Origin of the sequence: Sphingomonas phyllosphaerae (assembly GCA_036946405.1) — a bacterium.
GTDB classification, from domain to species: domain Bacteria; phylum Pseudomonadota; class Alphaproteobacteria; order Sphingomonadales; family Sphingomonadaceae; genus Sphingomonas; species Sphingomonas phyllosphaerae_D.
The window spans coordinates 3,541,849-3,555,724 of the sequence record JAQIJC010000001.1 but is presented as its reverse complement, the minus strand read 5'-3'; the positions used below and the strand labels follow the sequence as shown (position 1 = coordinate 3,555,724).

9 protein-coding genes are annotated in these 13,876 nt (G+C 61.0%); 5 read left to right on the top strand and 4 right to left on the bottom strand.

The genetic code is table 11. The features are described 5' to 3' along the window. The first annotated feature begins 74 nt into the window (after nt 1–74). The 3 genes from PGN12_16470 (at nt 75) to PGN12_16460 (ending at nt 8,543) form a co-directional block, all read left to right on the top strand. Nucleotides 75–2,939 (top strand): TonB-dependent receptor, encoded by a 2,865-nt coding sequence (locus PGN12_16470; GenBank protein MEH3105481.1) that lies wholly within the window; start codon nt 75–77, stop codon nt 2,937–2,939. A 1,007-nt stretch (nt 2,940–3,946) separates the two neighbouring features. After that, nucleotides 3,947–6,784, top strand: a complete 2,838-nt coding sequence (locus PGN12_16465) for a TonB-dependent receptor (GenBank protein ID MEH3105480.1) — start codon at nt 3,947–3,949, stop codon at nt 6,782–6,784. A 73-nt stretch (nt 6,785–6,857) separates the two neighbouring features. Next, a complete protein-coding gene (locus PGN12_16460) occupies nt 6,858–8,543 on the top strand; it encodes a DUF5597 domain-containing protein (GenBank protein ID MEH3105479.1) in 1,686 nt (561 codons plus the stop codon). Between the two features lie 138 nt (nt 8,544–8,681). Here the strand turns inward: PGN12_16460 and PGN12_16455 are convergent, their stop codons facing one another. Then, the gene (locus tag PGN12_16455) at nt 8,682–9,464 is read right to left on the bottom strand and encodes a FadR/GntR family transcriptional regulator (protein MEH3105478.1); all 783 of its coding nucleotides are present in this window, start codon (nt 9,462–9,464) and stop codon (nt 8,682–8,684) included. Nucleotides 9,465–9,823: 359 nt separating this feature from the next. Between PGN12_16455 and PGN12_16450 the strand changes: the two genes are divergently transcribed. Beyond that, nucleotides 9,824–9,979 carry a transposase gene (locus PGN12_16450; GenBank protein MEH3105477.1) on the top strand — a complete coding sequence of 52 codons (156 nt, stop codon included), beginning with the start codon at nt 9,824–9,826 and terminating at the stop codon, nt 9,977–9,979. Here the strand turns inward: PGN12_16450 and PGN12_16445 are convergent. Next, on the bottom strand, nt 9,970–10,281 hold the full coding sequence (locus PGN12_16445) for a hypothetical protein (GenBank protein ID MEH3105476.1): 312 nt from the start codon (nt 10,279–10,281) through the stop codon (nt 9,970–9,972). The two genes, PGN12_16450 and PGN12_16445, sit on opposite strands and share 10 nt — an antisense overlap. A 3-nt stretch (nt 10,282–10,284) precedes the next feature. Further along, nucleotides 10,285–10,422 carry a hypothetical protein gene (locus PGN12_16440; protein ID MEH3105475.1) on the bottom strand — a complete coding sequence of 46 codons (138 nt, stop codon included), beginning with the start codon at nt 10,420–10,422 and terminating at the stop codon, nt 10,285–10,287. A gap of 161 nt (nt 10,423–10,583) precedes the next feature. On the opposite strand from PGN12_16440, the gene PGN12_16435 reads away from it, so the two are divergent. Beyond that, on the top strand, nt 10,584–12,689 hold the full coding sequence (locus PGN12_16435; protein ID MEH3105474.1) for a TonB-dependent receptor: 2,106 nt from the start codon (nt 10,584–10,586) through the stop codon (nt 12,687–12,689). Nucleotides 12,690–13,040: 351 nt separating this feature from the next. Here the strand turns inward: PGN12_16435 and PGN12_16430 are convergent, their stop codons facing one another. Further along, a complete protein-coding gene (locus PGN12_16430) occupies nt 13,041–13,802 on the bottom strand; it encodes an SDR family NAD(P)-dependent oxidoreductase (GenBank protein ID MEH3105473.1) in 762 nt (253 codons plus the stop codon). Between the last annotated feature and the right edge of the window lie 74 nt (nt 13,803–13,876).

Here is a 13,876-nt window from a genome sequence, read left to right as displayed (position 1 = left end):
TGGTAAAAACCTTTTTTATATTTCACAACCCTCGGCAGGGCTCGAGACAGGGTCGTTCGAGGAGGGAAATTGATATGGTCAACACCATCTTGCTGCGTCGGCGGTTTGCAGGCGCGTCGACTGCCGCGTTGCTGTTGGGCTCCGGCGCTCCGGTATGGGCGCAGACTTTCCCGGCTGGTGCTTCGCAAAGCGGCTCCGTCTCGCCGAGCGGCGATCAGGGTAGCGGGGGCGAGGTGTCTGATGCCGGAGGTGACGAGATTGTTGTCACAGGCACGAGGGCAAGTCTGTCGAGCGCCCAGGCAATCAAGCGTAATGCCGACCAGATCGTCGACTCCATTGTGGCCGAGGACATCGGCAAATTGCCCGACCGCAACGTCGCGGAAGCATTGCAACGCATCACCGGTGTGCAGATCCAGCGCAGCTTTGGCGAAGGCAGTTCGGTGGCGATCCGCGGGTTGAGCCAGGTCCGTACCGAGGTCAACGGCCGCGACATTTTCACGGCCAACAACGGCCGCACACTGAGCCTGGAGGACGTCCCCTCCGAACTGCTGGCCGGCATCGACGTGTACAAGAACCCGTCGGCGAACCTGATCGAAGGCGGGATCGGCGGATTGATCAACCTGCGCACCCGCAAGCCATTTGACTTTGACGGCTTCCGCCTGTCGGCGAGCGGCAGTAGCAATTTTTACGACCTGTACGATACCACTAAGCCACAGGCGAACCTGCTGGTGTCCGATCGCTGGAACACTGGAATCGGCGAGATCGGCGTGATGGTCGATGTGGCATATCAACAAACCGCATTCCGGCAGGACCAGATCTCCAGCCAGCCGATGTTCCTGCTGCAAGATGGGCTGAATGCCGACGGCACGCCGGTCAACGCGTCCGATCGGCAAGTTGCGACCGGGCTGAACCGGCTTGGCACGCCAACTTATCTGGCCCACGGTGTCGGGATCGGCCAGTATTTGGGTGATCGTCGTCGCCTGGGCGTAGATGCAGCGGTGCAGTGGCGTCCGACCGACACGGTCGAAGTGACCGCCGAGTACATCCGCTCGGACTACAAGTTCCGATATGGTGATTACAGCTTCTTTGCCTATACCGGCCTCAATCCGATCATCCCGGACTACACGCAGCCGTTCACCTATGACGCGGAAGGCAATTTCCGCAGCGGCACGTTCGTCAACGTGCCGATCAACGCCAATACGAGCCTCGAAAGCCGCCGCTCCGTCACCAGCGACTATTCGCTAAACTTGAAGTGGCGCCCGTCAGACAGGGCCACGATCACCGCCGACGCGCAGTACATCAAGGGCACTACCGACGGCCAGCGCTCGATCGTGATCCTGGCGTCAAGCGCGGAGCGGCTCTACCATTCGGTCGCCGAAGATGGTCCGCCGACCTTCTTCATCACACCCGACGGCAATGCCGGCAACGGCAATGGACTGGTCACCGATCCAGCAAACTACGGAAGCGGCGCGGGGTACCTCGACCACATCGACCGCTCGGTTGGCGACCAGTACAGCGCGCGTCTTGATGGCGAATACAAGTTCGACGGTAGCTTCCTGAAGTCTGTAGCGGTTGGCTTGCGCTATACCGATCGCTCGGCGACGACCGACAGCTCGACCTATGCCTATTACGGCCTGAACCGGCCGCTTGCCGCCGACTTGCTGGAACTCCGGCCGTTCCGCGGCAACCTGTATCGTGGCTTTCAAGGCGTTCCAGACGGTGCGATCTTCTTCAACCGGGGGATCACGCTCAATTACGATCGTACACGTGCTGTACTTGCCGATTACGTCGATCCCTCACAGCGTCAGTCGTTGTTGGACGGCGTCGGCTACGGTCCTAACGACCGCAATGTACAAGGCGAGACAACCTACACTGCTTACGGTCTTGTGCGGTTCGGCACCACCGACTTCGCGCTGCCGTTCGACGGCAACCTAGGCGTGCGCATCATCCGAACGCAGACCAGTTCTGCCGGCTTCCGCGGTGAGTCTCCCCGAGTACAGACCGGCGTCGATACCACCACAGGTCTGCCGATCTTCGGCAACGGTCCGGTCACCTTCGTGCCTGTAGCGGTCGACTCCTCTTATACCAAGGTGCTGCCAAGCCTGAACCTGACATTTCACCTAACCGAGCCGCTGCAACTGCGGCTCGCGGCGTCCAAGGCGCTGACGCGTCCTAGCTTCGATCAGCTTAATCAGAACATCACGATCAACCAGAATGTCCCCACCAACGGCATTCCGACCGCTTCGTCGGGCAACGCCAACCTGCGCCCGCTTACCGCAGACCAGCTCGACGCCAGCCTCGAATACTATTTCTCGCGCACTGGCTCGCTGTACGCCGCAGCGTTCTACAAGAAGGTTGACGGCTTCATCACCAACGGTGTCTTCGACGAAAGCTACACCTTCGGCAACGAGACTGTGACCTATCAGGTAAGCCGTCCCGTCAATGGCGACGATGGCCGGATTAAGGGGTTCGAGGTCGGGGGCAACACCTTCTTCGACTTCTTGCCGGGCTGGCTCTCGGGCTTCGGAGCGCAGGCCAACTTCACTTATGTCGACAGTAAGGCTCCGTCGCCGGACGCACAGGACACCTCCGGCGCAAGTCTTTCCGTGCCATTGGAGCAGCTGTCGAAGTACAGCTACAACCTCGTAGGAATCTACGACAAGGGGCCGCTATCGGCGCGCGTCGCGTATAACTGGCGATCGAAATATGTCGTGACGACGCGTGGTAACGGGTCTGGCAACCTGCCGATCTTCAACGATGCGCGAGGGCAACTTGACGCGTCGATCACCTATACCGTCGCGCCGCACTTCGCGTTAACGGTAGATGGCACCAACCTCAGTAACTCGGAGAACCGGACGTATTACGGTGTCGCAAGCCGGCCTCAGTCGGCAGTTCTCAACGATCGCCGGATCAGTGTGACGGCTCGGTTGACCTACTAAAAGGATGAAATGATAGTAGTAAAGGGCAGGAAAGCCTGCCCTCTACGACTTGTAAGGCATCATGGCGCTTTAGTTGACACCTTTAAAAGTTGTTTTCTTAGCTGGGCTTACAAGGCAGGTAAGATCCGGAAAAAGCTAAAGAAATGTCTGCTGTATGATGATGGTGAACGAGCGTCCGCTTTCGAGATAAGATTCAGGGCACCTAAATGACCGCGACCTGGTCTAATCGCAAGGGGGCAGATTCGCTGGCAAAAACGGCCAGCAACATAGTCGACTCAGATACAATGGGCCCATGAGCCTGCTGCGCGCTGACGTAGTCGGATAGAACGTTTCGCGCAGCGCCATCCACTAGCGACAACCTGATCCCGAGCGCAATCTTTAGCAGCAAAGGTTAGTCCGCCAATTTTGTGATCTGCCTCCTCGGGCGATTAGTACCCCGGCTTGTATAAAGCTTTACAAGGCGACCATGCATTAACGGACCGATGTAAGCTCTATCTCAATATAAGCTCAAAGTGAGATTTTTGTATCTCACAGACTTTTAACTTCATAAGAGCTGATGGTCTCTGATTGCGCAGGTGAAAATCACAAGCCAGCCCGCCTAGTTCTTTAAGTTGGTATGTCAGCGCCGATCTCTTTGCTGTGCTATTTGAAAAATTTTGGAACTGCAATCGTTTGCGGTTGCCGTAAGCGTAAGGCTGACAAAAGAATTATGGGTTGTCTGGCCACTCTGTAAGGGGGATGTTGACCAATCGCCCTTCCTGCCTTACAAAACAGTGATAGCGCTAACGGCGCAGGTGGTTTGCCGATACGAAGCAGGCATCATAATGTTGAGGAGAGGCATCGTGCTCGTTAGTCATCGCATCGTTCGTCGTTCTCTGCGCGCTGCTGTTGCGGCGACTGCCCTCATTGCCGCTGATGCACAGGCGCAGAATGTCATTTCAGGACTGGGAGGTCAGCAGCCTTCACCGGCGACACAGGTCGACACCGCCGTCAACCCGGATGCGCAGGTGCCGCAGAGTTCGGTGCAGAGCATCGAGCAGGCGACCAATGCCGGCCAGCCAGGCGATGACATCGTCGTCACCGGTATCCGCGCCTCATTGCAGAGCGCGACCAACGCCAAGCGCAATTCGGTCGGATTTGGCGACTCGATCTTCGCTGAGGACATTGGCAAGCTGCCGGCCACCAACCTCGCCGAGACGCTGAACCGCATTCCCGGCGTACGGCTGAACCGTGACATCAGCGGCGAGGGCACTCAGGTGTCGATCCGCGGGCTCGGACCCAGCTTCTCCAAGGTGTTGCTCAACGGCACGCAGTTCGCGGTCGCATCTGATGGTGGCACCAACGGCGGGCAGGGTGACAACCGTCAGGTCGACCTCGATTTCTTCCCCTCAGAGCTGTTCACGCGGCTCGACGTCGCGAAATCCGCGACCGCCTCGACGCTGGAGGGCGGGATTGCCGGCACCGTCAACCTGCGTAATGCGCGACCGTTCGACAAGCCGGGCACGCACGTTACGGTCGTCGCGCAGGGCGCCTATACCGATAGCAACGACAAGGTCGGGCCGCGCGGCGCGCTGGTCGCCAGTCACACGTTCGGCGACACATTCGGCATCCTCGTCGGGGTGGCGGGCGTGCGGCAGAAAACGCGCATCGATGGCTACGACACGGTCGGCTTCACCGACGCGAACCTGGCGTGCGGCACCGGATGCAACGTCTCGCCGCCGGAGAGCAACGGCTTCAGCTTCGCCAGTACGACCCCGGCCAATGTCGGGCGCGGGCTGGTGACCGGCGCGCCGGTCGATCTCGCTGCCACCTCGGGGCTGACGCTGTCGGAGCTGTCCAAGGCGATCCTGCCGCGGCTGGGGCGGCCAACGCTGACCGAGGGAACGCGTTCTCGCATCTCGGCGATCGCGTCGATGGAATGGCGCCCGTCGGACACGTTCCACTTCGCGCTCGACGGCATCTACGCCAAGTCGAACCGCGATTACGTGCGGTCGAACATGAACTGGCAGGTCCGCAATTCCGGTCCGGGAACGTCGCCGCAATCCACCGGCGGCATGGTGCCGTTCGACGTCACCGTCGATCAGAACAATGTCATCACCTCTGGTGTTTTCGCCAATTCGTCGTTCTTCTCGGAGAACAGCCTGTTCAACCAGCGCACCGAATTCTGGAACGTCACGCCCAGCGTGTCGTGGCGCCCGACCGAGCGCGTCAAGGTCGACCTGTCGGCCAATTGGGGCAAGAGCAACTTCTTCCGCGAGCAGCCGACGTTCGCGTTCCAGACCGCTCCCAACTCCGGTGTAGAGGTCACTTACGACAACACGACCGGCAGCCCGCAGCCGATCATTTCCGCCAACCGCGACCTCGGCGACCCGAACCTTGGCTGGCAATGGTATCGCGTCAACGTCCAGAATATCCGCCGGGAGACCGAGACCAAGGGCGCGCACCTGGACGTGTACGTCGGCGACGATCAGCTGAACTTGAAGGCGGGTGCCGCCTATGACGAGGCGCAGCGCAGCATCCGCGCCTTCGACAATACCAACGCCTATCAATTGTCGGTGTGCGGCAGCCCGTGCACCGGCAACACCGGAACCGTGCCGACCAGCGCGCTGTCCCAATATCTGATGCGCACGCCGGTCACGAATTTCGGGCATCTGTCGGACGGCAAGTTCGGCGTCACCAGCTTCATCATGCCCGATTTCGACGCTTTGAAGCGTGCCACCAACTATGCATCTTTCCGCGACAATGCGCCCGAGGCGCGTGGTTCGGTGACCGGCGGCGCGACCGGCGACATCTACGAGACCGTCTGGGGCGGCTATGCCGAGATGAACGGCGTATCCGAGATCTTTGGGCGCGAACTCCACGCCAACGCCGGCGTGCGCTACACCTACACCCGTCAGAAGGTGGTCGGGCCGAGCCAGATCGGCACCGCGATCGTCGACATCACGGCGCGCTCCAACTACGTGCAGGTGCTGCCTTCGGCCAACTTCGCCTACGATGTCTTCGACAACCTCAAGCTGCGCTTCGCCGTGTCGAAGTCGATGACGCGTCCTGACGCCAATCTCGTGCTGCCGGGTGTGACCTTCTCGGATCCCAGCGCGCAGATCGCAAGTGCGGGCAACCCGGCGCTCGAACCATACACCTCGGACAACATCGACGTCGGCGGCGAGTTCTACACCGGCGGTGCTGGCTATGTGGGTGTCTCGTTCTTCCGCAAGAACATCAAGGGCTTCACCGCGACGATCCAGCAGCAGAGCCCGTTCGGCGACCTCAACATCCCGCTAGACGCGCTGCAATCGACGCAGCGGCAGGCGCTGCTCGACCGCGCCGCGGCGGCCGGTGTTTCTCCCGCGCAGGTCGCGATTACCGTCAACCGCCCGGTCAACCTCAACAATCTCATAATTCAGGGCGTCGAGGGGACGTGGAACCAGCCGCTCGACTTCCTGTTCAAGGGGCTCGGCTTTCAGGCGAATGGCACCCATATCACCCAGGATTCGGACAGCGGCCTCGTCGCACCCGGCGTGCCCAAGTGGGGCTATAACGTTCAGGGCTATTACGAGAATTACGGCTTGTCGCTCAGCCTGAACTACGTGTGGCAAGGCGCGGTGATCGCCGCCAACGCCCCGCAGAACAATTTGCCGCTCGGCCTGCTGGCTGATGCGCGCGGGCAACTCGACCTATCGGCCGGCTATCAATTGCCGTTCCTGAACAAGGCGATGCGGCTGACGCTGGACGTGCTGAACATCACCAACGCGCCGATCCGCACCACCTTCGGCTACGATAATGCGGCGTACAGCGTCTATTATCCGGGGCGGCAGGTGCTCTTCGGCCTGCGCGCCAGCTTCTGATCGGATGCGGGACGTCGGCCTCTCGACTGAGGCCGGCGCTTTTCCGAAAACGCGACTTGCTTGGGGAGCTGCGATGTTCAGCCTGTTGTCCGCCGTCCGAATGATCCTCACCGTGCTCGCCTTTCTGGTAGGCACGGCGGTACACGCGCAGTCCGCGGGCACGCCGCACCTCGAACGGCGCGGGAAGGCGACGCAGCTGATCGTAGACGGAAAGCCCTTCCTCGTGCTGGGCGGCGAACTGCATAATTCGAGCAGCAGCGATCTCGCTTACATGGCGCCAATCTGGCCGCGTATGAAGGCGATGAACCTCAATACCGTGCTTGCGCCCGTCGCCTGGGAGACGATCGAGCCACGAGAAGGCCAGTTCGATTTCAGCAATGTCGATGGCTTGCTGAAGGGGGCGCGTGCCCAGAATTTGCGCCTCGTGCTTCTCTGGTTCGGGGCGTGGAAGAACACCTATTCGAGCTACGTGCCGGGATGGGTGAAGCGCGATCAGGCGCGCTTCACCCGCGCGCAAACCAGCGACGGCCGCGGTACCGAGCGGCTGTCACCCTTCTCGACGATCACGCGTGACGCCGATGCGCGAGCCTTTGCTAAACTGATGCGCCACCTTCGCGATGTCGACGGGACGCAGCACACCGTGTTGATGGTGCAGGTCGAGAATGAGGTTGGCGTGATTCCGGAATCCCGCGACCATTCGGCTGCGGCCGAGGCCGCGCTCGCCGCGCCTGTACCGGAAGCGATCGTGCGCTACCTCGCCGCGCATCGCACCACGTTGCACCCAACGCTGCGCACCGCGTGGGAGAACGCCGGTGCCCGCACCGCTGGAACGTGGCGCGAGGTGTTTGGCGAGGCGGGCATGACGGACCCGTTGTTCATGTCCTGGGCGTATGCCACCTTCATCGAAAAGGTGACGGCGGCGGGAAAAGCGGAATATGCGCTGCCGATGTTCACCAATGCCGCGTTGATCCGGCCAAATTACGAGCCCGGTCAGTACAATTCTGGCGGTCCGTTGCCCTTCGCGATCGACATCTACAAGGCTGGGGCACCGTCGCTCGACTTCCTGGCGCCGGACATTTACTTCGAGGACTATTCCAATTGGGCGTCGCAATATGCCCGCGCCGACAATCCGCTGTTCGTGCCGGAGGCGCGCGGCGGGGCCGTTGGCGCCGCAAACGCCCTCTATAGTTTCGGTTCGCTTGCTGCGATCGGCTTCTCGCCCTTCGGGATCGATGGCGAGGGGGTCGTGCTTCAGGGCGACGCAAGTATTGGCCTGAGCGCCGCGGGCGAAGGCGATCCGGCGATGACGGCGCTCTACGGTCAACTCGCTTCGATCGCGCCGCTAATCCTTGAGAAGCAGGCACAGGGAGCACTGACGACCGTGTTGATGGAGGGCGGAGCGCAGCGCGCAGGGCGCGGGCGGATCGGTGACTATATCGTCAACATGGTGCGTGCCAGCGGCGCGAAGGGCGATGTGGACCAAAGCAGCCGCATCGCTGCCATGTTCCTGCAGAACAGTACTGACGAGTTTCTTGTGATCGGCAGCGGTGACGCACAACTCAGCTTCACCACCGATCGGCCCGGTGCTCCGATCGTCGGGGTGGAAAGCATCGACGAACAGTTCTTCCGCAACAATCAGTCGGTCACCGGGCGGCGATTGAACGGGGACGAGACTGGACAAGGGCAATCGCTGCGCCTGTTCGCGAAGGATGCCGCTGAAAACAAGGCGTACCGGGTTCGACTTTATCGTTATCGCTGATCGGATGACCCATTAGACTAGACACCGCCCGGTTGAGGAGCGTGCAGGCCGGCAGTACGATCACCCGGATGCGGTCAATTGTGATGGATGCGCTCGCTTACCTTCACGATCGAAGAGGTTGTCGGCGCGGTGCTTCAGCTATCCGGCGGATTCGGACACGCCAGCGCGCCGCGCGAAAACATGGCGGCGTTCGTCCATCTTCAGCCGCGTGCGCTCCCGTGCGTCGTGCTCGGTCGCCAGATAGAGGCTTTCTGTGACACGTTTCAGGTGATCTTGCATCGCCTGGCGGGCACCGGCGCCGTCCCGTGCACGTAAGGCATCGAGAATACGTCGATGATCCTCCACCGGGGGCTGGATTCCGAGCTGTCGGGCGAGCGAAAAGAGGTAGCTGCACAGCGGGGAACTATATCGTTTGTCCCAAAGCGTCCGAACGACGCTCAAGATGGCTTCGTTACGCGTCGAGGCAGCCAGCGTTAAATGAAAAGCCCGGTCTGCACGTTCCCGGATGGTTTGATCCAAGTCGCTGTCTGCAATTTGCGACAACAGGCTTTCCAGTTCGGCCAGTTCCTTTTGATCAATCGTGGCGGCTGCCAGAGCCGCAGCTTCACCTTCAAACAGGCGACGCGCCTCGGTGACTTCAAAAGGGCCGGCGTTATCAGTCAAGTACGAGGATTCAGCTTCGGCCTCGGTGGCGATCACGCGGGCCCCCGCTTTATGCCGCATCTCAACAAGACCGCGCAGCTCGAGGACGATCGTTGCCTCACGAACTGTCGGCCGGCTGACTCCGAACGTTTCTGCGATCTCACGTTCGGACGGCAGTCGGCTATTTACGGGATAATGCCCCAATTTAATCGACTGTTGAAGACGCCGTGCGACATGCATGTACAGCCGCTCAGGCTCGTCCTTAGACTGATCGATCATTAGCGTCGCATCGTCCTATTTACTTTCAGGCAGCTGCCTTGGCGATCAGAATGCCGCTCGCATACTTATTGCCTCCGCTTGCCTTAACATGTCTACTAACATTCTCACAGATGATCGTGCGGGAGCCAAAACGGCACCGTCGCAGGTAGCTGAACGTGCCGACACGTTCCAAGATCGTTTCGCGTGCCCTATCGTAGAGCGTCTGGAACGATGCTCCTGCGTGGTCCGGTGTGTCGCAAGCGCATGGTTGATGACACAAGCGTACGCGTTCGGCCTGACCCGTGTTGCGGGGAACGGCATGAGCGGTGATGTCCGCTGCTGCTGGGGTCTACTTCTGGAGTCCAGAAGGAGATCAGGAGATGGCCCGGATGGAGATCATTACCCGGACGGAACGCCGTCGCATCTACAACGACGATGAGAAGGCGGCGGTCGTAGCTGCCAGCTTCAAGCCAGGGGTCACCGTGCGTGAGGTAGCACGGCGCTTCGGCATCGCTGCCAGTCTGGTCTACAATTGACGGTCGGCGCACCGGAAAGCCGTCAGTCTGGCTGAGCCGATGCAGTTCATCTCGTACAGCGCGGTCCCGGTGTTGGCGACTGAAACGCCGCTGCCAGAATTGTCGCCGATAGGAGGAGCGACCGTCGCTGCCGAGCACATCGCCGTTTCGGCAGAGGAGATGGTCCGTCCCGCTTCCAGCACGAAACCGGGCACCATGGACATCGCCGTTGCGCTGGGTAGACGAAACTGGACCAGCAGCGCCGCGGCAACGGCCGCCACACGCGCGATGCTGCGATCCAGACAGGCTCGGAAGAACAGCATCGATCAGATCAGCGGCGCCAGCACCAGCGGAAAAGCGAGGTTGTCGATGCCGGCCGCCCCACCCGGCAGCCACAGCGGCATGCCGGCCAGCAAGGCCAGCGTCACCACGATCGCTCCCGGCCCCGCAAGCAGGATGCGCATCAAGCGGTTGGAGGGTCGCGGCAGGGCCGTGTGCGTCGCTGTTGGCATCGACACTGAATAAAAAACCAAACGCCAAGCACAAGGAAAATGCTATTGATACTTCTTCGCAAAAGTGTAGGAGCGCTGAAATCAGGGTAGACGAACGAAGAAGGCTTGGGGCAATGGCGAAGTTGATCGTGGTGGCGGGCCTTGCAGGCGCGCTGCTCAGCCAGTCGGCGTGGGCGCAGTCGACTCCACAAGAAGACGGCGAGGACATCGTCGTGACGGGTGCTACCGCCGGCACCAAGACCGAGACGCCGCTGATCGAGCTGCCGCAGCCGCTTACCGTCGTCCCGGCCGACCGCTACCTTTCGCAGGGCGCGATCAACATCAGCGACACGGTCAAATACGCCGCCGGTGTCCTCGCCAACCCCTATGGCCGCGACACGCGGGTGGACAGCTTCAACGTGCGCGGGATCCAGGCCCTGCAGTTCCGCGACGGCATGCGCGACATCTTTTCCTATTACGCCAGCATCACGTCAGACCCATACAACTTCTCCCGGGTGGAGATCGTTCGGGGGCCGGCGTCGGTGCTGTACGGCCAGGGTTCGATCGGCGGGCTCGTGAATCTCGTCTCGAAGTTGCCGGAGTTCCGGACCGGCGGTGAGCTGAACCTGGTCTACGGCAGCTACGATCGAAAGGAAGTGCTGGGCGACGTCAACCTGGCGGTGACTGATCGGCTGGCGATCCGCGCCGTCGGCCGCGTTCGCGATGCCGACACCTATGTCGATCACGTCCCCGACGATCGCGTGATGTTCGCGCCGTCGATCCGGTGGCAGCCGTCGATGAGCACCGACTTCGTGCTGACCGGCCTGTATCAGGAGGACGACACCGGCTCGACCTCGCAGTTCCTGCCGATCGTCGGCACCTTTCGCCCTAACCCCGCCAACCCCGGCGCGCGCCTCGACCCGTACACGTTCGTCGGCAAGGCGGGGTGGGATCGCTATGCCGGTCGTTCGCTGCAGGGCGGCGGGTCGATCGTCCACCACTTCTCCGACGCGGTGCGCGTCAGCCTGAAGGCCCGCTACATCGACAGCGACCTGGAATATTTCACGCACTACGCGGACAGCTATACCAAGCCGACCGACCCGTTCTCGTTCTACGGCAATGACGGTCGCTCGATACGGCTTTACGCCGACGCCAGTGATGCTCGCATGAACGTCTTCTCGACCGACAACAACGTCCAACTGACGTTCGACACCGGCGCGGCGATCAAGCATACACTGCTTGTGGGGATCGACTACAGCTGGAACAAGGTCGGCAAGCGGGCGGCGGACACATCGGCGATCCTGGAGATCGTCGATCTTTATAACATCGGTTACGATGCGCTGCGTACCTATGATCCCGCCGGTTCCTTCGCCTACGACGCTCAAAAGCAGCTCGGCGTCTACGTGCAGGATCAGATCCGGCTGTTCGATCGCGTGTCCGTGGTCGTCGGCGCACGCCGCGATCATGTCACCAACTCTGCAGGGCAGGAGGACAATGCCACGACCTTCCGCGCCGGCGTCATCGGCGAGCTCGGCGCGGGGTTCTCCCCATTTTTCAGCTACACCGAGAGCTTCCTGCCGATCGCGGGCCGGTTGAGCGGTCCCGGCGGGGTCCAGGGCGCACCCTTCACCCCGCAGACGGGCACGCAGTACGAGGCCGGGATGAAGTGGCAGCCGCTGCCTTCCACCCTGGTGACGGTTACCGGCTTCCACATCAAGGAACGCAACCGCGTCCTCTATCTCGCCAACAACGCCATCACCCAATCGGGCGAGCTGACGACACGTGGCATCGAATTTGAGGCGAGCCATACGCTACCCGGCAATTTCGAGCTGCTGCTCAATTATGGTTATGCCGAGTTGAAATCCGAGGTGAATACTGCGCTCGACTACATGCCTCGCCACACGGCTTCGGTCTGGTCCACCAAGACGTTCGGCATCGCGGGTGATGCGCAACTTCGCCTGGGCGCGGGCGTGGTGTACAGCGGCGAGAGCAAGTCAACGGGTCCGCTGGATCCCTATGGCCTCAACGCCGCTATACCCGCCGGAACGCTTTACACGATCGTCACGCCGTCGCGCACAACGGTCGATGCTTTGGCGGAGATTGCCTGGGACAAATGGCGATTGGCGTTGAATGCCACCAACTTGTTTGATGAAAAGGCGTTCGCCTCGTGCCTCGCACGTGGCGACTGCTTCATGGCCGCGCCTCGTAACGTGATGCTATCCCTTGGCTTCCGCTTTTAGAGCTGAGTATCAGAGATTTGAACAGTGAGACGGCGGAAATTGTGGGAAGGCAGGCACCCCATGATTGGCCTGCCTGCGCGTTATCCGTCTCAGCTTAACCCTTACTTCATCCTCGACCTGTCGCGCGACTGCATCTCTCGGTGGTGGTGACGTGAGAGCTTAAGTCGAAAACGGCTGAACAAGCGGCCGCTTCCGGGAAGGTCCTCAGCAAGGCGGAATGTCGCTTTGTGGGTCAATTCACTCCGATCTAAGCTTTGTCGGCTTAAGATAATTGACCCAGCATGAATTTGGCGTCGGCAACAGGGGCAAACCTGGATTGATAGGCGGGCTCCAAGGCCCGCCTCACATTCATCACGACAGCGGCGGTTGCCCGTTTGAAGCAGTAAGGCCCCCATCGACCGGCAGGTTCACGCCCGTCACAAAATGAGCGTCCTCGCTCGCCAGGAACGCGATCGCCCCCGAGATATCGGCTGGCTCGGCGCCGCGGCCCATCGGGATACGCTCTTCGAACTTGGCGATGAGCTCAGGCTGTTCCTTCATCCCCGCGGTCAGCGCGGTGTAAGTGAGCGACGGATTGACCGCGTTGACGCGGACGCCGTGCTTCGCCTCGTCCATCGCCAGCGCACGGGTGAAGTTGCTCACCGCTCCCTTTGCGGCGCAGTAGAAGCTATGGTTCCAGTCGCCGCCCAGGCCGGACACCGATGAGATGTTGACGATGCAGCCTTTCGATTGGCGCAGATGGGGGATCGCCGCGCGGCTCATGTGAACGACGCCGTAGAGGTCGGTCTCGATCACCTTGGTGAATTCGGCGAAGTCACCTTCATCAACCTTGCCGAGATGATCGACGCCGGCGTCGTTGACCAGCACGTCGATCCGGCCGAAGCGATCGACCGCAGCCTGGACGAGCGCCTCGCATGCAGCGCGGTCGGACACGTCGGTTTTGCGGGTTTCGACTGTGACATGCAATTCGCCCGCCAGCTTGTCGAGTGCGGCCTTGTCGATGTCGCCCAACACCAGCGTTGCGCCTTCCTCGGCGAAGCGGCGTGCAGCCCCTTCACCGATCCCCGAGGCGGCACCGGTGATGACGATGACCTTGTTGGAAAAGCGCGCCATCACGCGTTCTCCGCCTGAACGTAATGCTTGCCTTCGAACTTCATGATTGTCCTCTCACTATGGTCAGGACTGGC